Annotated in this window: 20 protein-coding genes; 6 read left to right on the top strand and 14 right to left on the bottom strand. The window is 61.4% G+C overall.

All coding sequences use genetic code 11. The annotated features are described in order from the left end of the window. Nucleotides 1-42 precede the first annotated feature (42 nt). From sigX to ppsA, 7 genes are all read right to left on the bottom strand, one after another. On the bottom strand, nucleotides 43-633 hold the full coding sequence (gene sigX / locus QMK50_RS05240; RefSeq protein WP_095165477.1) for an RNA polymerase sigma factor SigX: 591 nt from the start codon (nucleotides 631-633) through the stop codon (nucleotides 43-45). Between the two features lie 91 nt (nucleotides 634-724). Continuing rightward, a complete protein-coding gene (locus tag QMK50_RS05245; RefSeq protein WP_095165479.1) occupies nucleotides 725-1,549 on the bottom strand; it encodes a mechanosensitive ion channel family protein in 825 nt (274 codons plus the stop codon). A gap of 2 nt (nucleotides 1,550-1,551) precedes the next feature. Beyond that, nucleotides 1,552-1,797, bottom strand: a complete 246-nt coding sequence (locus QMK50_RS05250) for a CrfX protein (RefSeq protein ID WP_095165481.1) — start codon at nucleotides 1,795-1,797, stop codon at nucleotides 1,552-1,554. Between the two features lie 63 nt (nucleotides 1,798-1,860). Continuing rightward, nucleotides 1,861-2,856 carry a zinc transporter ZntB gene (locus QMK50_RS05255; RefSeq protein WP_095165483.1) on the bottom strand — a complete coding sequence of 332 codons (996 nt, stop codon included), beginning with the start codon at nucleotides 2,854-2,856 and terminating at the stop codon, nucleotides 1,861-1,863. A 23-nt stretch (nucleotides 2,857-2,879) separates the two neighbouring features. Then, nucleotides 2,880-3,371, bottom strand: coding sequence for a ribonuclease E activity regulator RraA (gene rraA, locus QMK50_RS05260; RefSeq protein WP_320332698.1), 492 nt, complete (start codon nucleotides 3,369-3,371; stop codon nucleotides 2,880-2,882). Nucleotides 3,372-3,567: 196 nt separating this feature from the next. Next, nucleotides 3,568-4,557 carry an alpha/beta fold hydrolase gene (locus tag QMK50_RS05265; RefSeq protein WP_320332699.1) on the bottom strand — a complete coding sequence of 330 codons (990 nt, stop codon included), beginning with the start codon at nucleotides 4,555-4,557 and terminating at the stop codon, nucleotides 3,568-3,570. 257 nt (nucleotides 4,558-4,814) lie between these two features. Beyond that, complete coding sequence (ppsA, locus tag QMK50_RS05270; protein WP_095165488.1) at nucleotides 4,815-7,190, bottom strand: phosphoenolpyruvate synthase; 2,376 nt, start codon at nucleotides 7,188-7,190, stop codon at nucleotides 4,815-4,817. A 175-nt stretch (nucleotides 7,191-7,365) separates the two neighbouring features. Here ppsA and QMK50_RS05275 point away from each other — a divergent pair, with 175 nt between their 5' ends. Next, nucleotides 7,366-8,184: a pyruvate, water dikinase regulatory protein gene (locus tag QMK50_RS05275; protein WP_095165490.1), complete on the top strand. Its 819-nt coding sequence runs from the start codon at nucleotides 7,366-7,368 to the stop codon at nucleotides 8,182-8,184. A gap of 67 nt (nucleotides 8,185-8,251) precedes the next feature. Here QMK50_RS05275 and QMK50_RS05280 read toward each other — a convergent pair whose 3' ends face one another. Continuing rightward, entirely contained in the window at nucleotides 8,252-9,661 is a 1,410-nt protein-coding gene (locus QMK50_RS05280; protein WP_320332700.1) for a PLP-dependent aminotransferase family protein, read from the bottom strand. A 144-nt stretch (nucleotides 9,662-9,805) separates the two neighbouring features. Here QMK50_RS05280 and QMK50_RS05285 point away from each other — a divergent pair, with 144 nt between their 5' ends. Continuing rightward, nucleotides 9,806-10,693, top strand: coding sequence for a DMT family transporter (locus tag QMK50_RS05285; RefSeq protein WP_162530231.1), 888 nt, complete (start codon nucleotides 9,806-9,808; stop codon nucleotides 10,691-10,693). Between the two features lie 37 nt (nucleotides 10,694-10,730). Here QMK50_RS05285 and prpD read toward each other — a convergent pair whose 3' ends face one another. The 6 genes from prpD to QMK50_RS05315 all read right to left on the bottom strand — a co-directional run bounded on the left by prpD (nucleotide 10,731) and on the right by QMK50_RS05315 (nucleotide 19,339). Next, nucleotides 10,731-12,215: a 2-methylcitrate dehydratase gene (gene prpD, locus QMK50_RS05290; RefSeq protein ID WP_320332701.1), complete on the bottom strand. Its 1,485-nt coding sequence runs from the start codon at nucleotides 12,213-12,215 to the stop codon at nucleotides 10,731-10,733. A gap of 214 nt (nucleotides 12,216-12,429) precedes the next feature. Then, nucleotides 12,430-13,620: a 2-methylaconitate cis-trans isomerase PrpF gene (gene prpF, locus QMK50_RS05295; RefSeq protein WP_320332702.1), complete on the bottom strand. Its 1,191-nt coding sequence runs from the start codon at nucleotides 13,618-13,620 to the stop codon at nucleotides 12,430-12,432. Between the two features lie 52 nt (nucleotides 13,621-13,672). Continuing rightward, nucleotides 13,673-16,264, bottom strand: a complete 2,592-nt coding sequence (gene acnD / locus QMK50_RS05300; RefSeq protein WP_095165500.1) for a Fe/S-dependent 2-methylisocitrate dehydratase AcnD — start codon at nucleotides 16,262-16,264, stop codon at nucleotides 13,673-13,675. A gap of 203 nt (nucleotides 16,265-16,467) precedes the next feature. Further along, on the bottom strand, nucleotides 16,468-17,595 hold the full coding sequence (gene prpC, locus QMK50_RS05305; RefSeq protein ID WP_159997130.1) for a 2-methylcitrate synthase: 1,128 nt from the start codon (nucleotides 17,593-17,595) through the stop codon (nucleotides 16,468-16,470). Nucleotides 17,596-17,729: 134 nt separating this feature from the next. Further along, nucleotides 17,730-18,620, bottom strand: a complete 891-nt coding sequence (gene prpB / locus QMK50_RS05310) for a methylisocitrate lyase (RefSeq protein WP_095165503.1) — start codon at nucleotides 18,618-18,620, stop codon at nucleotides 17,730-17,732. Then, nucleotides 18,617-19,339: a GntR family transcriptional regulator gene (locus tag QMK50_RS05315; RefSeq protein WP_095165505.1), complete on the bottom strand. Its 723-nt coding sequence runs from the start codon at nucleotides 19,337-19,339 to the stop codon at nucleotides 18,617-18,619. Before QMK50_RS05315 ends, prpB begins: the two co-directional genes overlap by 4 nt. Nucleotides 19,340-19,608: 269 nt before the next feature. On the opposite strand from QMK50_RS05315, the gene QMK50_RS05320 reads away from it, so the two are divergent. From QMK50_RS05320 to pabB, 4 genes are all read left to right on the top strand, one after another. Continuing rightward, on the top strand, nucleotides 19,609-20,145 hold the full coding sequence (locus QMK50_RS05320) for an ATP-dependent zinc protease (RefSeq protein ID WP_095165650.1): 537 nt from the start codon (nucleotides 19,609-19,611) through the stop codon (nucleotides 20,143-20,145). 5 nt (nucleotides 20,146-20,150) lie between these two features. Beyond that, nucleotides 20,151-21,683 carry an inactive transglutaminase family protein gene (locus tag QMK50_RS05325; protein ID WP_095165507.1) on the top strand — a complete coding sequence of 511 codons (1,533 nt, stop codon included), beginning with the start codon at nucleotides 20,151-20,153 and terminating at the stop codon, nucleotides 21,681-21,683. After that, nucleotides 21,683-22,669: an alpha-L-glutamate ligase-like protein gene (locus QMK50_RS05330; RefSeq protein WP_320332703.1), complete on the top strand. Its 987-nt coding sequence runs from the start codon at nucleotides 21,683-21,685 to the stop codon at nucleotides 22,667-22,669. The genes QMK50_RS05325 and QMK50_RS05330 overlap by 1 nt, the downstream gene beginning before the upstream one ends. A 154-nt stretch (nucleotides 22,670-22,823) precedes the next feature. Further along, nucleotides 22,824-24,167: an aminodeoxychorismate synthase component I gene (gene pabB, locus QMK50_RS05335; RefSeq protein WP_320332704.1), complete on the top strand. Its 1,344-nt coding sequence runs from the start codon at nucleotides 22,824-22,826 to the stop codon at nucleotides 24,165-24,167. Nucleotides 24,168-24,193 lie beyond the last annotated feature (26 nt).

Here is a 24,193-nt window from a genome sequence, read left to right on the forward strand (position 1 = left end):
TCTATCAGAACTTGCCTACACGTAAGAGATATTTGCGCCGAACTAAGTTTCAGCAATGCCTGCAAATTTCTCACGCAATTTATCTAGAGCGCGTTTGTACCGCATTTTTGTTGCACTCAAGCCCATATGCATGATGTCTGCGATCTCCTGAAATTCCAGCTCTGCGACAAATCGTAGCACCAGAATTTCCCGGTCAATCGGGTTCACATGCACCAACCAGCGATCAAGTCCACCCTTCTCCTCAGGTTTCGGCGTCTTTTCTTCCGACGCTTCCTCGAGGGGGTCCAGACTCAAAGCGTCCATCAAGCGACGCTTACGCCGTTCCTTTCGATACTGTGTGATGCATTCGTTGTACGTGATGCTATATAGCCATGTCTTGAACTTGGATTTACCTTCGAAGTTCTTCAGACCGTACAGCACCTTCAACATCACTTCCTGACAGACATCGTCCGCGTCGCGATCGTTCCCAAGATATCGTGCACAGACGTTAAATAACGTTCTCTGGTAACGCCGCATCAGCTCTTCGTAAGCCCGCGTTACGTGAAACAGCTCGGTGTGCGAGCGCGCGACCAACTCCTCATCAGAGAGCTCGCGGGGGTCGTAGCGCGTGGATAGCGATTGGGGTTTATTCAAAACAAGTCGGGCCGACAGTCAGGTCAATGTCCGCCGCGGCCCAAGGGTATCGGGCATTTCGCGGCGGCATACATTAGCAGGGTTTGCCGGGTTAGCGGCTACTAACATGCTGTTCCAGGAGGATCCGATTGGAGAGTGATACTAGCTCACCCTCGTCGGTCAGCAATGTAGTTTTAACCGTGCCGATCTCTTCGATCTGGCCTTCGACCTCACCAACACGCACTTGTTGCCCAACCTGATACAACTCACGCACATAGATTCCCGCAAGAATCTGGCCGGCGATTTCCCGGCTACCCAATCCCATGGCCAAGGCGACTGCCAGACCAACGGTTATCAAAACTATCACGATCACATGGTTCAGCAAGTCGGTTTTGACTTCGAGCTGACTGATCGCCACCGAAATACTGATGATGATCACCAGGCCCTGGGCGATTCGCCCCAGGCCCGCAGCATAGTCCAGACCGACCCCTTCTGCAGCGCCGCGCACCAAGCCATTGGCCAGTTGCGCCAGCAATACCCCTACCAGCAACACCAACGCGGCACCGAATACTTTCGGCAAATACAACGCAAGCATATCGAGCGTAGCCGAAACTCGCTCCAAGCCAAGGGATTCTGCAGCAGAAACCAGAAAAATAAGTAAAACGAACCAGTAGACGATTTTTCCGATCAGGGTCGAGATCGGAACCTGCAGACCCGCCCGAGACATCAACTTGGTCAAACCGGTACCGCCCATCAAGCGATCCAGGCCCAGCTTGGCCAACAATTTCGACAGCAGGGTGTCCAGCAACTTGGCCACGACAAAACCCAGCAGCAGCACGACCAGGGCGCCAAACAGATTGGGAATGAAGTTCGCTACCTTGGTCCACAACGCAGTCATTGCCGTGACGAGGCTCTGAGTCCAGAGATCAAGTTCCATATTCAATCAGCCTTATCAGCAGTGCTTGCGGTAGGTTTACGACGGGAAACCGGCGAGACATGGGCCGATCCGTTATTCAGGGCAATCATCAGTGCCGGCACCCAGCGGCCCAGCAGACTGAACAGATCACCGGCACCCACCTGGCGGTTGGCGGTTTTCAGTACACGACCCAGGCACGCATCATCGTCGCGGGTGGACGGGGATGCCTGGAGCATGTCACGCAAAGACTGTTCAAACGGATCGTGCATACGCACCTCTCGTGATATCTGTGAAAGACGCGATCAAAATTCCCCGGGTCACATGACGCTCCTTCATACCCAGCGCAAACGCCGGAACAACCACCACTGCCCCAACGCCACCGAGACCATCAACAGGCAGGCAACCAGGAAGCCATAGGGGCTCTCGGAGAACGGAATGCCACCGACGTTGATGCCCAGCAGACCGGTCAGAAAACTCATCGGCAAAAAGATCCCGGTGATGATCCCGAAGCGATACATGGTGCGACTCATTTTCACGCTCAGACGCCGGTCTTCGGCCTCCAGCACCAGCCCCACCCGCTCGCGGGTCAATTCCAGCTCTTCCAGATAACGCGTCAGACTGTTGTTCAATTCGTTCCAGTAATCGCCGTCATCCTCGACAAACCAGGGCAGTTTGATCCGCGTCAGTTGCCCGAAAATATCCCGCTGCGGCGCCAGAAAACGCTTGAGCCCGGCGGCACGCCGACGGATCTGCAAAATGGAGCCGTGCTCGGGGGTATACCGTTCGTCGGCATCCAGTTTTTCTTCTTCGACATCGACCACTTCCGAGAGATCGCCCACCAGGTCCTGGACCTTGTGAGTGAGGTACTGGGCCATATACAGGATCAGTTCGGAAGCCGTCCGCGGCCCCTTGCCCTCGGCCAACTGCACCAACAATTCGTCGGTGGCGCGCAGTGGGCGCAAGCGCAGGGAAATGACCCGTTGGGCCGAGGCGAAGATACGCACCGAGACCATATCTTCCGGCTCGGCACCAGGGTTGAGGTTGACCCCGCGCAAAAACAGCAGCAATTCGGAGTCCGGCAGCGCCAGCAAGCGCGGCCGGGTGTTCTCCTCCAGCAGCAGGTCGCAACTGAACTCACTCAGGCCGCTGGATTTACGCAGCCAGGTCTGGGTTTGCGGGTGACTGCGATCCCAGTGCAGCCAGAGGCTTTCGTGGGGTTGCAGTTGCAGGTCATCCAGTTCAGTCCGGGCAATCGAACGCGCACCGCCTTTTCCATCCAGCACCAGGGCATGGACCAGCCCCCACTGCGCGTTTTCTTCCTCGAACATCCTCACCCCTATCTGGTCGCCGTTTATTCAGGCATTTGCAACGGGCTGGGCGAGATGATCACGCCGTTGTTGTCCGCATAAATGTATTCGCCCGGACGGAACGTCACACCGGCAAAGGTCACCGGTACATTGATCTCGCCAAGACCACGACGGTTGGACTTCTGCGGATGACTGGCAAGGGCCTGCACCCCCAGGTCGGTCTGTGCAATGACGTCGACATCGCGGATGCAGCCGTAGATCACCAGGCCTTCCCAGCCGTTCTTGGCCGCTCTCTCGGCAATCATGTCGCCCAGCAGCGCGCAGCGCAGCGAACCGCCGCCATCGACTACCAGTACCTTGCCGTTCCCCGGGAGCTCGGCATGCTCCTTGACCCGCGAGTTGTCTTCGAAGCACTTGATGGTCACGATTTCACCGCCGAAGGAATCACGGCCGCCAAAATTGCTGAACATCGGCTCCAGGACCTGTACCAGTTCCGGATAGGCATCGCACAGGTCGGGAGTGAGGTAATGATTCATCGAGAAACTCCTGTAAAGAGGAAGACAATCGAGGATGTCACCTTAAAGGAAACGAGCGCTGATGGTTGCGGTTTAAAGCCGTTTTACCGCGAACACCGCCACCAGCATCGCCACGTAAAGTGACCAGAAAAGCTCAATGCGTCATATCTTAGCCGTAAGCGGACAGGAACGAAACGCCCTTGATAGAGCGTTCACGTCAGTCTGCGCCGACCGTGGCGAGCGCCTGCGCCTGCACGGGTGCCTGCGGGTCTGTCAGCCAACGCTGGACCAATGGCCAGACTTCGACTTGCGCGGCTTTGCTGACCAGCATTTGCACATGCCCGAAGTCATCGGCAAAGCCCTGGGCGCGGCCCAGGCAAATGTATTGCTTGTGCGTCGAGCCCATTTGCTCGAACAGTTTGCGGCACGCCCAGTCGGGGTCCTGGTGATCGTTGCTGGCGCTGACGGCCAGGACCGGCACCTGCACTTCGGCCAAGCCCGCCCACCAGTCCTTGTCGGCATCGCCAAAACGTCCGAACAGACCGAACCAGCGCATGCTTTCCAGAGCCAGGCCAATCGGTTCGTCCTCCGGGCCACGCTTGAGGCGAGACCCCGATAGTTGGGCAAAACGCTTGAGGATGAAACGTCCGCTCCATTCCACCGGGGGAATTTTCAGCGGCCAGTAGGTGCGACTCACTTGCGTGCCGAAAAATGCGGCGCTGGCGACGTCGGCCGCTTCCAGGTAGTGGCCACCGAGCGCAGCGGCCAGGGTGATGCCGCCCAATGAATGGCCGATCCAGTGCGGAGCCTGCCCACTCTGTTCGCGGACGAACGCGGCGATGGCCGGTAGGTCGTAGCGGGCATAGTCGGCCACGCGGTTCTTGCGGTAGTGCTGATTGCGCTGCGACAGGCCGTGCCCGCGCATTTCCGCAATCCACACATCAAAACCGGCGCGTGCCAGGTACGCCCCCAAACCCAAGCCCTTGGGGGAAAACCAGAAACGCCGGTTGGAAAAACTGCCGTGCAGCAAAATCACCGGAACCCCGCGCATGGCGGGTTCATCGGCCATGCCCAGGCGGGTCACTGCCAGCTCAACGGTGCCGTCCGGGCTGTTGCCCGGTTTCAGGCGATAGACGTCCTCACTCAGATCGCCGCGACGTTCGGCGCTGAGCAAGGCGACAGGAAACAGGTTACTGCTGCTTTGCATAATGCTCTTGCACAAAAAAGGGCGGCATCCGGAGGAGCCCGCCCTACTTGAATCTCAAAAACAGGTCGCTCGCTCTTATTCCTGTAGGAGCGAGCGCCCGCTTGCGGCTTGCTCGCGATGGACGTCGGGACAACGCGTTTGTCCAGCATGTGCGCGTTATCGTTAGCGACCATCGCGAGCAAGCTCGCTCCTACAGGGATGGACGCCAGGGCAACGCGCCTTGACGACCATCGCGAGCGAGCGACCTGTTCACACCATCAAGCCGAAGCTTGACCCTCAGCCAGGAAGAACCAGGTTTCCAGTACGGAATCGGGGTTCAACGAAACGCTTTCGATGCCCTGCTCCATCAGCCACTTGGCCAAGTCCGGGTGATCGGACGGGCCCTGGCCGCAGATGCCGATGTACTTGCCGGCCTTGTTGCAGGCGGCAATGGCATTGGCCAGCAGCTTCTTGACCGCCGGATTACGCTCATCGAACAGGTGCGCGATGATCCCGGAGTCACGGTCCAGGCCCAGGGTCAACTGAGTCAGGTCGTTGGAGCCGATGGAGAACCCGTCGAAAAATTCCAGGAACTCTTCAGCCAGGATCGCGTTCGATGGCAGTTCGCACATCATGATCACGCGCAGGCCGTTGTCGCCACGGGCCAGGCCATTCTCGGCCAACAGATCGACGACCTGGCTGGCTTCGCCCAGGGTCCGCACGAACGGCACCATGATTTCGACGTTGGTCAGGCCCATCTCGTTGCGCACACGCTTGAGGGCGCGGCACTCGAGCTCGAAGCAGTCACGGAAGGCTTCGCTGATGTAACGCGAGGCACCGCGGAAGCCCAGCATCGGGTTCTCTTCTTCCGGCTCGTAGAGCTTGCCGCCGATCAGGTTGGCGTATTCGTTGGACTTGAAGTCCGACAGGCGCACGATGACTTTTTTCGGCCAGAACGCGGCAGCCAGGGTGCTGATGCCCTCGACCAGCTTCTCAACGTAGAAACCGACCGGATCGTCGTAGCCAGCGATACGCTTGTCGACGCTTTCCTTGATTTCCGCAGGCAGGCCGTCGTAGTTCAACAGCGCCTTGGGGTGCACGCCGATCATACGGTTGATGATGAACTCCAGGCGGGCCAGGCCCACACCGGCGTTCGGCAACTGCGCGAAGTCGAAGGCGCGGTCCGGGTTGCCGACGTTCATCATGATCTTGAACGGCAGGTCCGGCATGGCGTCCACGGAGTTTTTCTTGACGTCGAAGCCCAGTTCGCCTTCGAAGATGAAACCGGTGTCGCCTTCAGCGCAGGAAACGGTCACGCCCTGGCCATCTTTCAACAGCTGGGTAGCGTTACCGCAGCCCACTACCGCCGGGATCCCCAGCTCACGGGCGATGATCGCCGCGTGACAGGTACGGCCGCCACGGTTGGTGACGATGGCGCTGGCGCGCTTCATGACCGGTTCCCAATCCGGGTCGGTCATGTCGGAAACCAGCACGTCGCCCGGCTGGACCTTGTCCATCTCGGACACGTCCTTGATGATGCGGACCTTGCCGGCGCCAATGCGCTGGCCGATGGCACGGCCTTCCACCAGCACGGTGCCGGTTTCTTTCAACAGATAGCGTTCCATGACGTTGGCCGAAGTGCGGCTCTTCACGGTTTCCGGACGGGCCTGCACGATGTACAGCTTGCCGTCGTCACCGTCCTTGGCCCACTCAATGTCCATCGGGCACTTGTAGTGCTTCTCGATGATCATCGCTTGCTTGGCCAGCTCGCTGACTTCCGCGTCGGACAGGCAGAAACGCGCGCGCTCGGCCTTGTCGACGTCGACGGTCTTGACCGAACGACCGGCCTTGGCCTCGTCACCGTAGATCATCTTGATTGCTTTGCTGCCCAGGTTGCGGCGCAGGATCGCCGGGCGACCCGCGGCCAGCGTGCCCTTGTGGACGTAGAATTCATCCGGGTTGACTGCGCCCTGGACCACGGTTTCACCCAGGCCGTAGGCGCCGGTGATGAACACCACGTCACGGAAGCCCGACTCGGTATCGAGGGTGAACATCACGCCGGCGGTGCCGGTTTCCGAACGCACCATGCGCTGCACACCGGCCGACAGGGCCACCAGCTTGTGGTCGAAGCCCTGGTGGACGCGGTAGGAAATGGCACGGTCGTTGAACAGGGAAGCGAACACTTCCTTGGCCGCACGAATGACGTTCTCGACGCCACGAATGTTCAGGAAGGTTTCCTGCTGGCCGGCGAACGAGGCGTCCGGCAAGTCTTCGGCGGTGGCCGAAGAGCGCACGGCCACGGCCATGTCCGGGTTACCGGCCGACAGGGTGGCGAACGCGGTGCGAATCTCGGCGTTGAGCTTCTCCGGGAACTCGGCTTCCATGATCCATTGACGAATCTGCGCGCCAGTACGGGCCAGCGCGTTCACGTCATCCACGTCCAGCGCATCCAGCGCGGCGTGGATCTGGTCGTTCAAACCACTTAATTCGAGAAAATCACGATAAGCCTGAGCTGTCGTGGCAAAGCCACCCGGGACCGACACACCGGCACCTGCAAGGTTACTGATCATCTCGCCCAGGGATGCGTTCTTGCCCCCCACATGCTCTACATCATGGACGCCGAGCTTATCGAGGGAAACTACGTACTCTACCAAGGTGATCTCTCCACTAACTGTGTTGGAAAAGCTCAGGGTACTGGCCGCTCAAGGGAGCATTTGCCAGCTATATGGCCTGGACCTGGAAAATAAGTGAGAATGCCGGCCAATCCGGGCCGCCAAATCGCGCCTATCATATCCAAGAATCGTCACCAGCTTAAGGCCCAAGGCGCAAATGAAACGATCTGCTTTCTTTATCTCCGATGGCACGGGCATTACGGCCGAAACCCTGGGTCAAAGCCTGTTGGCGCAGTTCGAAAACATTACCTTCGGCAAATTCACCCGGCCGTACATCGACAGCGTCGATAAAGCGCGGGCCATGGTACAACAAATCAACACGGCCGCCGAAAAGGACGGCTTTCGTCCAATCATCTTCGACACGATCGTCAACCAGGACATTCGTGAGATTCTCGCCACGTCCAATGGTTTCATGATCGACATTTTTTCGACCTTCCTCGCCCCGCTGGAGCTGGAACTGAGCGAGCACTCGTCCTATTCGGTCGGCAAGTCGCATTCCATTGGCCACAACTCCAATTACATGGAGCGTATCGAGGCGGTGAACTTCGCCCTGGACAACGACGACGGCGCGCGCACCCACTATTACGACAAGGCCGACCTGATCCTGGTGGGCGTGTCGCGGTGCGGCAAGACCCCGACCTGCCTGTACATGGCCATGCAGTTCGGCATCCGCGCAGCCAACTACCCGCTGACCGAGGACGACATGGAGCGCCTGCAACTGCCGGCCGCCCTGCGCGCCCACCAGCACAAGCTGTTCGGCCTGACCATCGACCCGGACCGCCTCACCGCCATCCGCAACGAGCGCAAGCCCAACAGCCGGTACTCGAGCTACGCCCAGTGCGAGTTCGAGGTGCGTGAAGTGGAAAACCTGTTCCGCCGCGAGAACATCCCGAACATCAACTCCACGCATTTTTCCGTGGAAGAGATTTCCGCCAAGATCCTCGTGGAAAAAGGCGTCGAGCGCCGCTTCAAGTAGCCAGCCGAGTCGCCAGCGCAGGCGCGCCGGGCTCTTCGCAGGAGCCTGGCTTGCCCGCGCGGACCGACTACCCGACCTCCCGCAATGCCGACACCACCGCCTCGACCCCCTCGCGCAACAACCGATCATCCCCCACCGAATTGCACACGCTGACCCGGATCGCCTGCGGCACGGCCCCATGCCCCACCGCAAACGCTTCGGCGGTGGCAATCAGGTAGCCGCTGCGCTTGAGCTCAGATTCGACCTGGGACGCGCGCCACGGCTCGGGCACGTCGATCCAGAAATGCGGGCTCTGTGCGTGCGTGCGGTACTGCAAGCCCTGCAACACGCCCTCGACCAGCGCTTTGCGCCGGCTGATTTCGATAATTTGCTGTTCCAGCAACTGCCGGGCGACACCGCTTTCGATCCACTGCGTGGCCAACTCCAGGGCCAGGGGCGTGGCCATCCAGCACGAAGCGCGCACCGCTGCCGACAAACGGCTGACCAAGGCCTGGGGCGCATACAGGTAGCCGACCCGCAAGCCCGCCGACACCGCCTTGCTCAGGCTGGCGATCAGCACCGTACGCTCCGGAGCAAAATGGCTCAGGGGTAACGGCCGCTCCTGGACCAGCACAGCGTGGGCCTGATCCTCGATGATCAACAGATTGTGCCCCCGGCAGACCTCCACCAGGGCCTCACGACGCGCGGTGGACATTACCGCGGCCGTCGGATTTTGCAGGGTCGGCGTGCAGTACAGCGCCGTCACCCGGTGTTGGCGACAGACCTCGTCCAGAGCCGCTGGCAGCAACCCCTCGGCGTCCATGGCCAGGCCAATCAGCTTGATCCCCAGATTGCGCGCCACGCTGATCAAGCCTGGGTAGGTCAACTGCTCGGTGACCAGCGTATCGCCGGCCTTGAGCAGCGCCATCAAGGCACACAGCAAACCGTGCTGGCCGCCGTTGACGCAAATCACCTGCTCAGCTCTGGCGACAAATTCGCCGTGCCCGAGCCACCGCGCGCCCGCCGCCCGATACTCCGGCAGGCCGGCGTCCGCGGTGTAGCCGCTGATCCGCTGCATGGCCTGGGGATCACTCGCCAGGGCCTGCAGCCCCTGGCTCAGGCACAACGCCTGGCGTCCGGGAATCGGCTGGTTGCGGCTCATGTCCAGGCACGGCGGTGGTTGCTCGCTGACATTGCGGAACCCACCATCACGCGGGCGCTCCATGCCCTGCTCACGGACATAAGTACCGTCACCGACCCGGGCGACCACCTTGCCCAGGCGCTCAAGCTCGGCATAGGCGCGACTGACCGTGCCCACCGTTACCCCGAGGCTGTCCGCCAGCAGGCGATGGGGCGGCAATTTGCAGCCAGGCGCAAGCACGCCGTCAGCCATGCCCTGCTCTACCCCGTCGCTGAGGCGCTGGTACTTCATGCCGGTTCCATGGCTGAGGGCATCCCGCAGGATTGACACCATGGCAATACTTACTTTGACAGCCATTACCACCCCGAATAGCGTGCTGAAAACAGGTTCAATCAGGGATAGACCTTTTCCATGACCCGGTCAATTCCCATCACACCAAGGTGTCCGAGCATGCCCACCGCCATCGCCGTCGATACCCCGCAAAGACACCCCCGCCGCTGGCTGGCTGGATTGATCACCAGCGTGCTGTTTCTGATTGTCTGCCTGAGCTGGGGCACGACCTGGCTGGGGATCAAGATCGCCGTCGAAAGCGTGCCGCCGCTGACCGCTGCCGGCCTGCGTTTTCTGATCGCCTTCCCGCTGTTCCTGAGTTTTGCCGCGTGGCGCCGCGAACCCTTGCTGTTCCCCAAGGGCAGTCGCTGGTTCTTTCTGTTCGTTACGCTGACGTATTTCAGCCTGCCGTATTACTTGCTCAATTATGGCGAGATGCACGTTTCGTCAGGGCTCACGGCACTCCTGTTCAGCTGCATGCCGGTGTTTATCCTGGTGTTCTCGGCGCTGTTCCTGCGGGAAAAAATCTACGCCTCCCAGGTGCTCGGCATCGCCATCGGGTTTGCCAGCCTGTTCATGATCATCCGCAGCCAGGGCTTGCACCTGGACCACGCCGAACTGTTCGGCGTACTGGCGATTCTCACGGCGGCCATCCTGCATGCGCTGTGTTATGTAGTGACCAAGAAACACGGGAGCGCCATCAGCGTCATCACCTACAACACCTTGCCAATCGGTATCGCCGGGCTGCTGCTGTTTGTTACGGGACTGGCGGTCGAGACCCCGGCATTCGCGGCCATCAGCGCGCGTTCGTGGGGTGCCCTGCTCTATCTGGGACTAGTGGCGTCGGTGGGCGGGTTCATCGTGTATTTCATCCTGCTCAAGCGCTTGAGCCCGATCATCCTGTCTTTCGTGTTCATCATTTTCCCGGTGTTCGCGGTGATGATTGGCGCCTGGTACGAGGGACAGGTGATTTCGCGGGAATTGATCGGCTACTCGGCGGTGCTGCTGATGGGGTTTGCGATCACCAAATTGCCCGTGGAGAAGTGGCTGGCCAGGTAACAGCCAGCCACGGCATTCAGCGGGACAGGGTTAGCGGTCAGATCACGAAGAGATCCATGAAGCGGTTCACCGGAGTCGCTTCAAGGGCTGCCTGATCCTTGCACAGGGCAAAGATCTGCGCCGAGCGCTGGGCAGTGAAGCGGGTGGCGAGGTTGGCCTTGAACTTGTCCTCGAGTAACGGAATGCCCTCGGCGCGCCGGCGGCGATGGCCGATCGGGTACTCCACCAGCACTTGTTCGGTACTCGAACCGTCCTTGAAAAACACCTGCAGGGCATTGGCGATCGAACGTTTGTCGGCCTCCAGGTACTCGCGGGTGAAACGTGGATCCTCGACTATGACCATCTTCTCGCGCAGGACATCGATGATCGGGTGCGCGGCGTGGAACTGATCCTCGTACTGCTCGGCCACCAGGTTACCGAACGCCAGCGGTACGGCGGTCATGTACTGGATGCAGTGGTCGCGGTCGGCGGCGTTGGCCAGTTGCCCGACCTTGGAGATGATGCGGATCGCTGATTCGTGGGTGGTGATGACAATCCGGTCGATCTCGTGCAGGCGATTACGCACCTGCGGATGCAGGGTCACCGCCGCCTCGCAGGCGGTCTGCGCATGGAACTCGGCCGGGAAGCTGATCTTGAACAGCACGTTTTCCATCACGTAGCTGGCGTAGGGCTGGGAAAAACTGAAGGCGCGCTGATCCGCAGGCTTGAGCGCCAGGTCCTTGTTGGTGTGGCTGAACAGTACGTCGTAGAACCCCCATTGCGTGGCAGTCAGCGCACCCGGAATGCCCATTTCCCCGCGCAGGGCAATGTCTGCCAGGCGCACCCCGCGACTGGACGCATCACCCGCGGCCCAGGATTTGCGTGAGCCGGCGTTCGGCGCATGCCGGTAGGTGCGCAAGGCCTGGCCGTCGACAAAGGCGTGGGATAGCGCCGCCAGCAATTGCTCGCGGCTGGCGCCGAGGAGTTTGGCGCTGACGGCGGTCGAGGCGACCTTGACCAGCAGCACGTGGTCCAGGCCGACCCGGTTGAAGGAGTTCTCCAGGGCAATCACCCCTTGAATCTCGTGGGCCATGATCATCGCGTCGAGCACCGCGCGCATGGTCAGCAGCGAGTCGCCATTGGCCAGACGCTTTTGCGACAGGTGATCGGCCAGCGCCAGGATCGCCCCGAGGTTATCCGAGGGATGACCCCATTCCGCAGCCAGCCAGGTGTCGTTGTAGTCGAGCCAGCGGACGATGCAGCCGATGTCCCAGGCCGCCTTGACCGGGTCCAGGCGAAAACTCGTGCCTGGCACCCGGGCGCCAAAGGGCACGATCGTGCCTTCGACCATCGGCCCAAGGTGTTTGGTGCATTCGGGAAAACGCAGGGCCAGCAGGCCGCAGCCGAGGGTATCGAGCAGGCAGTTGCGGGCGGTGTCCAGGGCCTCCCGGGACTCGATCCGGTAGTTCAGGACGTAGTCGGCGATGTCCTGCAGGACCTGGTCATAGTCAGGACGGTCGTTTAAGTCAACGTTGGCGCTCATGTTCGATTCACTCGGGCAGTGGTTCGTAAATGGGACCTCGGTTCAGGGCTAACACGGACAACCTATTCTTATGATATTCCCCCTGTAGGAGCGAGCTTGCTCGCGATGAACTCAAGAACAACGCGTTTAATCAGACGATACGCGTCATCGTTAACCTCCATCGCGAGCAAGCCGCAAGCGCCCGCTCGCTCCCACAAAGGGCTATGTTTCAAGGCTAGAACGAATCCCCAGGGACCCGCACCCAGCCTTCCATCAGCACTCGCGCGCTGCGGCTCATGATGGCTTTGGTCACGGTCCATTCGCCGTCCACCAGGTTGGCTTCAGCGCCGACCCGCAAGGTGCCGGATGGGTGGCCGAAACGTACCGCGTTGCGCTCGATGCCGCCGGCCGCCAGATTGACCAGGGTGCCGGTGATGGCCGCCGCCGTGCCGATGGCCACTGCTGCGGTGCCCATCATTGCGTGGTGCAGCTTGCCCATGGACAGCGCCCGCACCAGCAGGTCGACATCGCCCGCCGCCACGGGTTTGCCGCTGGAAGACAGGTAATCGCTGGGCCGCGCGACGAACGCTACCTTCGGGGTGTGTTGGCGCTTGGCCGCTTCGTCGAGATTGGCAATCAAACCCATGCGCAAGGCGCCGTGAGCACGGATCGTCTCGAACATGGCCAATGCCTTGGGATCGCCGTTGATCTCGCCCTGCAATTCGCGGCCGGTGTAACCGATATCCTCGGCATTGACAAAGATCGTCGGGATGCCCGCATTGATCATGGTCACCTGCAAGGTGCCAACACCCGGCACGTGCAGTTCATCCACCAGGTTGCCGGTGGGGAACATCGAACCGCCAGCACCCTCTTCCTCGGCCGCCGGGCTGATGAATTCCAACTGCACTTCAGCGGCCGGGAAGGTCACGCCGTCGAGTTCGAAATCACCGGTTTCCTGCACCGCACCCTGGGTAATCGGCACATGGGCGATGATGGTCTTGCCGATGTTGGCCTGCCAGATGCGCACCACGGCCACGCCGTTGTCCGGCACCCGGTCAGGATCGACCAGGCCACTGCTGACGGCGAACGAACCGACCGCTGCCGACAGGTTGCCGCAGTTACCGCTCCAGTCGACAAACGGCTTGTCGATGGAGACCTGGCCAAACAGGTAATCCACATCGTGATCGGCCTTGAGGCTCTTGGACAGGATCACCGTCTTGCTGGTGCTCGAGGTCGCGGCGCCCATGCCGTCGATCTGCTTTTCGTAAGGGTCCGGGCTGCCAATCACGCGCAGCAACAGCGCGTCGCGCGCCGGGCCAGGAACCTGCGCCGACTCGGGCAAATCTTGAAGACTGAAGAACACGCCTTTGCTGGTGCCACCACGCATGTAGGTGGCGGGAATCTTGATCTGAGGTGCGTGAGCCATGATGGTCCTTAATGGGCCGGCGCGGGACTGACGCCCCGCGCGGCACGTCGTGTTAAACGGCGACAGCCGATTCGAGGAAGTCCTGGGCAAAGCGCTGCAGCACGCCGCCCGCCTCGTAGATCGACACCTCTTCAGCGGTATCCAGGCGGCAGGTCACCGGCACCTCGACCTGCTCGCCATTCTTGCGAGTGATGACCAGGGTCAGGGTTGCACGCGGGGTGCGATCGCCCACCACGTCGTAGGTTTCGGTACCGTCGATACCCAGGGTCTTGCGGTCGGTGCCCGGCTTGAACTCCAGGGGCAACACGCCCATGCCGACCAGGTTGGTGCGGTGGATACGCTCGAAGCCTTCGGCCGCGATAGCCTCCACACCCGCCAGGCGCACGCCCTTGGCCGCCCAGTCGCGGGACGAGCCCTGGCCGTAGTCGGCACCGGCGATGATGATCAGCGGCTGCTTGCGCTCCATGTAGGTTTCGATCGCTTCCCACATGCGCATGACCTGGCCTTCCGGCTCGACCCGCGCCAGCGAACCCTGCTTGACCTTGCCGTTTTCCTGGACCATTTCGTTGAACAGTTTCGGGTTGGCGAAGGTCGCGCGTTGCGCGGTCAGGTGGTCACCGCGGTGGGTTGCGTAGGAGTTGAAGTCTTCCTCCGGCAGGCCCATTTTCGCCAGGTATTCGCCGGCGGCGCTGTCGAGCATGATCGCGTTGGACGGCGACAAGTGATCGGTGGTGATGTTGTCCGGCAGCACGGCCAGCGGGCGCATGCCCTTGAGTGGACGTGCCCCGGCCAACGCGCCTTCCCAGTACGGCGGACGGCGGATGTAGGTGCTCTGCTCGCGCCAGTCGTAGAGCGGCGTGACTTTCGGGCCGGTGTCTTCGTGGATGGCGAACATCGGGATGTACACCTGGCGGAACTGCTCCGGCTTGACCGAGGCCTTGACCACCGCGTCGATTTCTTCGTCGCTTGGCCAGATGTCTTTCAGACGGATTTCCTGGCCATCGACCACGCCCAACACGTCTTTTTCGATGTCGAAACGGATGGTCCCGGCAATGGCGTAAGCGACCACCAGTGGCGGCGACGCAAGGAACGCTTGCTTGGCGTACGGGTGAATCCGTCCGTCGAAGTTGCGGTTACCCGACAACACGGCGGTGGCGTACAGGTCGCGGTCGATGATCTCTTGCTGGATCACCGGGTCCAGTGCACCCGACATGCCGTTGCACGTGGTGCAGGCAAACGCCACGACGCCAAAACCCAGCTGTTCCAGCTCATCGGTCAGGCCGGCCTCGTCCAGGTACAGGGCCACGGTCTTCGAACCCGGCGCCAGGGACGACTTGACCCACGGCTTGCGGGTCAGGCCCAGCTTGTTGGCGTTGCGCGCCAGCAGGCCGGCGGCAATCACGTTGCGTGGGTTGCTGGTGTTGGTGCAACTGGTGATGGCCGCGATGATCACCGCGCCGTCAGGCATTTGCCCTGGCACGTCATCCCATTGCCCGGAGATACCCTTGGCCGCCAGGTCCGAGGTCGCGACACGGGCGTGCGGGTTGCTCGGGCCGGCCATGTTGCGCACCACCGAAGACAGATCGAAGCTCAGGCTGCGCTCGTACTGCGCGCCCGCCAGGCTGTCGGCCCACAGGCCGGTCTGCTTGGCGTACTGCTCGACCAAACGCACCTGCTCGTCTTCGCGGCCGGTGAGTTTCAGGTAATCGATGGTCTGCTGGTCGATGTAGAACATCGCCGCGGTGGCGCCGTATTCCGGGGCCATGTTGGAAATGGTTGCACGGTCGCCCAGGGTCAGGCGCGATGCACCCTCACCGAAGAATTCCAGCCAGGCACCGACGACTTTTTGCTGGCGCAGGTATTCGGTCAACGCCAGCACCATGTCGGTGGCGGTGATGCCTGGTTGCAGCTTGCCAGTCAGTTCGACGCCGACGCTTTCCGGCAGGCGCATCCAGGAGGCACGGCCGAGCATCACGCTTTCGGCTTCCAGGCCACCGACACCGATGGCGATCACGCCCAGGGCATCGACGTGCGGGGTGTGGCTGTCAGTGCCGACGCAGGTATCGGGGAACGCCACGCCGTCACGCACCTGGATCACCGGAGACATTTTCTCCAGGTTGATCTGGTGCATGATGCCGTTGCCCGGCGGGATCACGTCGACGTTCTTGAAGGCTTTTTTAGTCCAGTTGATGAAGTGGAAACGGTCCTCGTTGCGGCGGTCCTCGATGGCGCGGTTCTTCTCGAACGCCTCGGGATCAAAACCACCGCGCTCGACGGCCAGGGAGTGGTCGACGATCAACTGGGTCGGTACCACCGGGTTGACCTGCGCCGGATCGCCACCTTGCAGGGCAATCGCGTCACGCAGGCCCGCCAGGTCCACCAGGGCGGTCTGGCCGAGAATGTCGTGGCACACCACGCGCGCCGGGAACCATGGGAAGTCGAGGTCGCGCTTGCGTTCGATCAATTGCTTGAGCGAGTCGGTCAGCGTCGCCGGATCACAGCGCCGCACCAGGTTTTCCGCCAGCACGCGGGAGGTGTACGGCAGGGTGGCATAGGCGCCCGCCTGGATCGCATCGACCGCCGCGCGAACGTCGAAGTAATCCAGATGGCTGCCGGGAAGCGATTTGCGAAATTCAGTGTTCATCGTCAGGACTCGGTCACGGTAGTTTCAAAGGGGGCGACTGGCAGCAGGGCTGAGATCAATGCAATCCACTGTGGGAGCGGGCTTGCCCGCGATTGCGGTGGATCATCTGACATTTATGTCGAATGTGACCCTGTCATCGCGGGCAAGCCCGCTCCCACAGGGATCTGCATAATGTTCAGATCCCTGCGTCAGCGCCCTCCAGATCAGCGTTGTTCGATTGGCACGAACTTGCGCTGTTCGACGCCGGTGTACTCGGCGCTCGGGCGGATGATGCGGTTGTTTGCGCGCTGTTCGAACACGTGTGCCGCCCAGCCGGTCAGGCGCGAGCAGACGAAGATCGGGGTGAACAGCTTGGTCGGGATGCCCATGAAGTGGTACGCCGAGGCATGGTAGAAGTCGGCGTTGGGGAACAGTTTCTTCTGCTCCCACATGGTCTTGTCGATGGCTTCGGAGACCGGGAACAGCACAGTGTCACCGACTTCGTCGGCGAGTTTTTTCGACCAGCCCTTGATCACTTCATTGCGCGGATCGTTGTCTTTATAGATCGCGTGGCCGAAGCCCATGATCTTGTCCTTGCGCTCGAGCATGCCCAGGGTGCCCTTGATCGCCTCTTCAGGCGAGGAGAAGCGCTGGATCATTTCCATCGCCGCCTCGTTGGCGCCACCGTGCAGCGGGCCACGCAGCGAACCGATCGCGGCAGTGATGCAGGAGAACAGGTCCGACAGGGTCGAAGCGCAAACCCGCGCGGTGAAGGTCGACGCATTGAACTCGTGCTCGGCGTAGAGGATCAGCGACACGTTCATTACCTTGACGTGCAACTCGCTCGGCTTCTCATCGTGCAGCAGGTGCAGGAAGTGACCACCGATGGACGGCTCGTCGCTGACGCAATTAATGCGCTTGCCGTCGTGGCTGAAGCGATACCAGTAGCACATGATCGCCGGGAAGGCGGCCAGCAGGCGGTCGGTCTTGTCGTGCTGCTCGCTGAAGCTGTGCTCGGCCTCCAGGTTACCGAGGAACGAGCAGCCGGTACGCATCACATCCATCGGATGGGCGTCGGCCGGAATGCGTTCGAGGACTTCTTTCAAGGCTTGCGGCAGGTCGCGCAGCTTGCTCAGCTTGGCCACATAGGCGTCCAGTTGCGCCTGGCTCGGCAGCTCGCCGTACAGCAGCAGGTAGGCCACTTCCTCGAACTGCGCATCCGCCGCCAGTTCGCGCACGTCGTAGCCACGGTAAGTCAGGCCTGCACCTTCCTGGCCAACGGTGGACAGTGCGGTTTGCCCGGCAACCTGACCACGGAGCCCGGCGCCACTCAATACTTTTGCTTCGGCCATTGCTGTCTCCAATCTTGAATTTTTTAGGGAATCGGCAAGTTCTTTCTGATTAACAACGTATATGTGTAGCAGCTGGCGAGTCCTGCGGACTCGAACGTTGCCTCGCGGGCTCGGCAGCTGCTACAGGGTTTGCCTTATTTCTTTGCCGCGAACAGCGCATCGAGCTTCTGCTCGAAGGTGTGGTAGTCGATGCGATCGTAAAGCTCCATGCGCGTCTGCATGGTGTCGATGACGTTCTGCTGCGTGCCATCGCGACGGATCGCGGTGTAGACGTTCTCGGCGGCCTTGTTCATGGCGCGGAACGCCGACAGCGGGTACAGCACCAGCGACACGTCGGCCGCCCTCAGTTGCTCGGTGGTGTACAGCGGCGTGGCGCCGAACTCGGTGATGTTGGCCAGGATCGGCGCTTTCACGCGGCTGGCGAACAACTTGTACATCTCCAGCTCGGTGATGGCTTCCGGGAACACCATGTCGGCACCGGCTTCGATGCAGGCGGCGGCACGATCCAGGGCCGACTCCAGGCCTTCGACTGCCAGGGCGTCGGTGCGGGCCATGATCACGAAGCTGTCATCGGTGCGCGCATCCACGGCCGCCTTGATGCGGTCGACCATTTCCTGCTGGGTCACGATTTCTTTATTAGGACGGTGGCCGCAACGCTTGGCACCGACCTGGTCCTCGATGTGGATCGCCGCCGCGCCGAACTTGATCATCGACTTGACGGTGCGGGCGACGTTGAAGGCCGAGGAACCAAAACCGGTGTCGACGTCCACCAGCAACGGCAGGTCGCAGACGTCGGTGATCCGGCGGACGTCGGTCAACACGTCATCCAGCCCGGTAATGCCCAGGTCCGGCACGCCGAGGGAGCCGGCAGCCACCCCGCCACCGGACAGATAAATAGCCTTGAAACCGGCGCGCTTGGCCAGCAGCGCGTGGTTGGCGTTGATCGCGCCGACCACTTGCAACGGCTGCTCGCTGGCAACCGCATCACGGAAACGCTGGCCTGGTGTGCTCTTGTTGGAACTCATGACTCACCTCGTGGAGTGACTGTCTGGTGGGCGCCGTCCTGATAGTGACGGGCGATGTTGCGTTTTGAAGCGCCGATGTGGCGACGCATCAACAACTCGGCCAATTCACCGTCACGGTCGGCGATGGCATCGAGAATTCGGTGGTGTTCGGCAAACGCCTGGCGTGGCCGATTGGGAGTGGCGGAAAACTGGATGCGGTACATGCGCACCAGTTGATACAACTCGCCGCAAAGCATTTGGGTCAGCGTGCGGTTGCCGCTGCCCTGGATGATCCGGTAGTGGAAATCGAAGTCACCTTCCTGCTGGTAGTAGCCCACGCCTGCCTGGAACGCCTCGTCGCGCTCGTGGGTCTCCAGGACCCGGCGCAGCTCGTCGATGTCTTCGCTGCTCATGCGCTCGGCGGCCAGGCGACAGGCCATGCCTTCCAGCGACTCGCGGATTTCATAGAGTTCAATCAGTTCGGCGTGGCTCAGCGATACCACTCGGGCCCCGACGTGCGGTACGCGCACCAGCAGGCGCTGGCCTTCGAGACGGTGGATGGCCTCGCGCAGCGGCCCGCGGCTGATGCCGTAGGTGCGCGCCAGCTCTGGCTCGGAGATTTTGCTGCCCGGGGCGATGTCACCTTTGACGATGGCCGCCTGGATGCGGCGAAAGACGTTCTCGGAAAGGGTTTCCGAATCGTCCGAGGCCAGCACCGGGGGATCGAGTTGATCCAGCATATTGTCGACACCTTGTGAGTCAATGCGCCATAAACTAGCCAATACCTGCCTGCCAGTCAAAGGAAATAGAGTGATTGTCGACAATCGTCTAATAAATCCTTTGGATAAATCGAAATCGAAGGACCACCTCGGCGCTGGCACCAGAAAACCACCGTGCTAGAATGCCGCCCGCATTTGCCTGTCATCTTTTTATGGCAGGCACACGAGGCGCTTGTGCAGCAATGCCAGTCACCTTGAACTGAAGAATGGACAGCAACGCGCCAGGATTTATGAGACTCAAGCACCTCCCTTTATTGCTCTGCCTGTCCTGCCTGCCGAGCCTTGGCTACGCGGGTGAAAAGACCGTGTACGGCCTCAACGAATACGCCCAGCTGTCAGGCATCGACCTGGAAGTCGCGGCCAAACTCGACACCGGGGCCAAGACCGCCTCCCTCAGTGCCCGCGATATCAAGCGTTTCAAACGCAACGGCGAGTCCTGGGTGCGCTTCTACCTGGCTATCGACGCCGCCCACTCGCACCCGATCGAACGCCCGCTGGCCCGGGTCAGCAAGATCAAGCGGCGCGCCGGCGACTACGATCCCGAAGAGGGCAAGAAGTACACCGCACGTCCGGTAATCGAGCTGGATATCTGCATGGGATCGGCTTTGCGCAGCATAGAAGTGAACTTGACCGACCGAAGTGCATTCCAATACCCGCTCTTGATCGGCTCCGAAGCCCTGAAACGCTTTGATGCACTGGTCGACCCTAGCCTTAAATACGCTGCTGGCAAACCCGCCTGCGCCACCGACGTTCACACCGCAGAGTAATACCCATGCGCGCTCTTACCCTTCATCTGAAACTGCTGATCGCCATCCTGGTGGTGCTGGGCATTTCAGTTACGGCCTATCAGATTTTCGTGCTGGGCATCCCGGTGACCGAAGACGCCACCGACGACCTGTGGAACATCGACGCCAAGGTCGAGTTTGTCGCCAGCGCCAAGGACCCGGTAAAGATCCAGATGTTCGTGCCGCCCTTGAGCCGCGACTATGTCAGCCTCAATGAAAGCTTCATCTCCAACAACTATGGGGTGGCGGTCAACCGCGTCGACGGCAACCGCAAGGTCACCTGGTCGGCACGCCGCGCCAAGGGCAACCAGACCCTGTACTACCGCCTGGTGCTGACCAAGCGCTACACCGCCGATAAACCCAAGATCAAGGGCCCGACCTTCCGCGACAGCATCGCCATCGAAGGTCCGGAGAAGATCGCCGCCGAAGCCCTGCTCGCGCCGATCCGCCAGCACTCGGCCGACGTCGAGACCTTCATCAGCGAAGCGATCAAGCGGGTCAACAACAGCAACGACGACAACGCCAAGATGCTCCTGGCGGGCGACCCGGCGCCGGCGCACAAGGCCAAGATCGTCGAGCTGCTGCTGTCCATCGCCCACGTGCCGGTGGAAAAGGTCCACACCATTCGCCTGGTGGCCGACCAGCCCCAGACCCCGGAACTCTGGCTGCGCAGCTTCAACGGTACCGACTGGCTGTACTTCAACCCCGAGACTGGCGAGCAGGGCCTGCCAAGCGACCGCCTGCTGTGGTGGACCGGCGATGACAACCTGATCACCGTCGATGGCGGCAAGAAAGCCACCGTGACCTTCAGCCTGAACAACAGCGAAATGAACGCCATTCGCCTGGCCAAGCTGACCGACGAGAACACCGACGCCAACTTCCTCGAGTACTCGTTGTACGGCTTGCCCCTGCAAACCCAACAAACCTTCATGATCATGGTCATGATCCCGATCGGCGTGCTGGTGATCCTGATCCTGCGTAACCTGATCGGCCTGCAGACCCTGGGCACCTTCACCCCGGTGCTGATCGCCCTGGCCTTTCGCGAGACCCAGTTGGGCTTCGGGATCGTGCTGTTTACCGTGATTACCGCCCTGGGCCTGTCACTACGCTCCTACCTTGAGCACCTGAAACTGCAGATGCTGCCGCGATTGTCGGTGGTGTTGACGTTCGTGGTGGTGCTGATTGCCGCCATCAGCCTGTTCAGCCACAAGCTGGGCCTGGAACGCGGCCTGTCGGTGGCGCTGTTCCCGATGGTGATCCTGACCATGACCATCGAACGCCTGTCGATTACCTGGGAAGAACGTGGCGGTGGCCATGCCATGAAAGTAGCGATCGGCACCCTGTTCGCCGCCTCCCTGGCGCACCTGATCATGAGCGTGCCTGAGCTGGTGTACTTCGTCTTCACCTTCCCGGCGATCCTGCTGATCCTGGTGGGCTTCATGCTGGCCATGGGGCGTTATCGCGGCTACCGCCTGACCGAGCTGGTGCGTTTCAAAGCCTTCCTCAAGGCTGACTCGTAATGTTCGGTTTCTGGAAGACCTGGAAGGCCCTGGAGGCGCGGGGCATCATGGGCATCAACCGGCGTAACGCCGACTACGTGCTCAAGTACAACAAGCGCAGCCTGTACCCGATCGTCGATGACAAGATCATCACCAAGGAACGGGCAATCAAGGCCGGTATCCACGTGCCGCAGATGTACGGGGTGATCTCCACCGAGAAGGAAATCGACAAGCTCGGCGAGATCATCGACGGCCACAGCGACTTCGTCATCAAGCCGGCACAAGGTGCCGGCGGTGACGGCATCCTGGTGATCGCCGACCGTTTCGAAGGGCGCTATCGGACCGTCTCCGGGAAGATCATCAGCCATGAGGAAATCGAGCACCAGATTTCCAGCATCCTCACCGGCCTGTACTCCCTGGGCGGCCACCGCGACCGCGCACTGATCGAGTACCGGGTGATACCCGACCAGATCTTCAAGAGCATCAGCTATGAGGGCGTGCCGGACATCCGCATCATCGTGCTGATGGGCTACCCGGTGATGGCCATGCTGCGCTTGCCGACCCGTCAGTCCGGCGGCAAGGCCAACCTGCACCAGGGCGCCATCGGCGTTGGTGTCGACCTGGCTACCGGCCTGACGTTGCGCGGTACCTGGCTGAACAACATCATCACCAAACACCCGGACACCACCAACGCGGTGGACGGCGTGCAACTGCCCTACTGGGACGGTTTCATGAAGCTTGCCGCCGGTTGTTATGAACTGTGCGGCCTGGGCTACATCGGCGTCGACATGGTGCTGGACCAGGAAAAAGGCCCGCTGATCCTCGAACTCAACGCGCGTCCAGGGCTAAACATCCAGATTGCCAACGACTGCGGGCTGACGTTGCGCACCCACGCGGTGGAAGCGCGCCTGGAAGAGCTCAAGACCCAGGGCATCAGCGAAACCGTGGAAGAGCGCGTGCGGTTTGTCCAGGACCGGTTCGGGCATATTCCTGCGGTCGAGGGCTGATCGCCGAAACCGCTGCACCTGTCGCCAGCAGGCTGGCTCCCACACTGGGTCCGTGGGGGAGCCAGCCTGCTGTTGATGGCCAATCCCCTCTAGGAGCATTTCCTACAGAGGACTACAATCGCCACCCCGCCTCAATGGCTGATCTACCCCGCTCATGTCGACCTGTTCCGTATACCCGCTGCCCTACCACGCCAACCCCGCCGAGTATTTCGCGGCGATCCGTCATGCTCCCGGCAGCGTGCTGCTCGACAGTGGCCGGCCGACCGCCGAGCGCGGGCGGTATGACCTGCTCAGCGCCTGGCCGCTGGCGACGCTGGCGGTCGCGCCGGATGAAAGCGGCGCAGGCTTCCTGCAACGCTTGCGCAGCACTCTCGGCCAATTGGGCGAAGCGACCATCCCGGCGCCTTTCGAACTGCCATTCGCCGGCGGCCTGATCGGCTACCTCAGCTACGATTTCGGCCGGCACCTGGAGGCCCTGCCCCACCAGGCGCAAGACGACCTGCAACTGCCCGATGCGCGCTTCGGCCTGTATGCCTGGGCGCTGATCAGCGACCACCTGCTGGGCACCAGCCAACTGGTGTTTCACCCCCACGTCAGCGCGGCCGAGCGCCAGCGCCTGCGCGAGGTGTTCAGCCAGCCGGCCGCAGCGAGCAGCGCGACTTTCAGCCTCGAGGGACCGATGCGGCCCGACCTCAGTCCTGAGGATTATCGGCAGGCATTCGAGCGCATCCAGCACTACATCCAGGCCGGTGACTGCTATCAGGTCAACTTTGCCCAACGGTTCCGCGCGCAGTGCCAGGGCGACGCCTGGACCGCTTATTGCGCACTGCGGGCAGCGTGCCCGACGCCGTTCTCGGGTTTTCAGAGCCTGCCCGACGGCGGTGCAGTACTCAGTCTGTCACCCGAGCGTTTCGTCAAAGTCAGCCAGCGCCAGGTGGAGACCCGCCCGATCAAAGGCACCCGCCCACGCGGACGCGATGCCGCCGAAGACGCGGCCAATGCCGCTGAACTGCTGGCCAGCCCCAAGGATCGCGCGGAAAACCTGATGATCGTCGACTTGTTGCGCAACGACCTGGGCCGCACCTGCCGCATCGGCTCGGTGCGCGTACCGGAATTGTTCAGCCTGGAAAGCTACCCCAACGTGCACCACCTGGTGAGCAGCGTCACCGGCGAGCTGGCAGCCGACAAGGACGCCCTGGACCTGATCGCCGGCAGTTTTCCTGGCGGTTCGATCACCGGCGCGCCGAAAATCCGCGCGATGCAGATCATCGACGAACTGGAACCCACCCGTCGCGGCTTGTACTGCGGCTCGTTGTTGTACCTGGACGTGCGCGGGCAAATGGACAGCTCGATCGCCATCCGCAGCCTGCTGGTCAAGGACGCCCAAGTCTGCTGCTGGGGCGGCGGCGGAATCGTCGCCGACTCGCAGTGGCAGGCCGAGTATCAGGAGTCGATCACCAAGGTGAGGGTGCTGCTCGAAACCCTGCAGAACCTATAAAAACATCGCGAGCAGGCTCGTTCCCA

Source organism: Pseudomonas sp. P5_152, from assembly GCF_033989915.1.
GTDB lineage: Bacteria > Pseudomonadota > Gammaproteobacteria > Pseudomonadales > Pseudomonadaceae > Aquipseudomonas.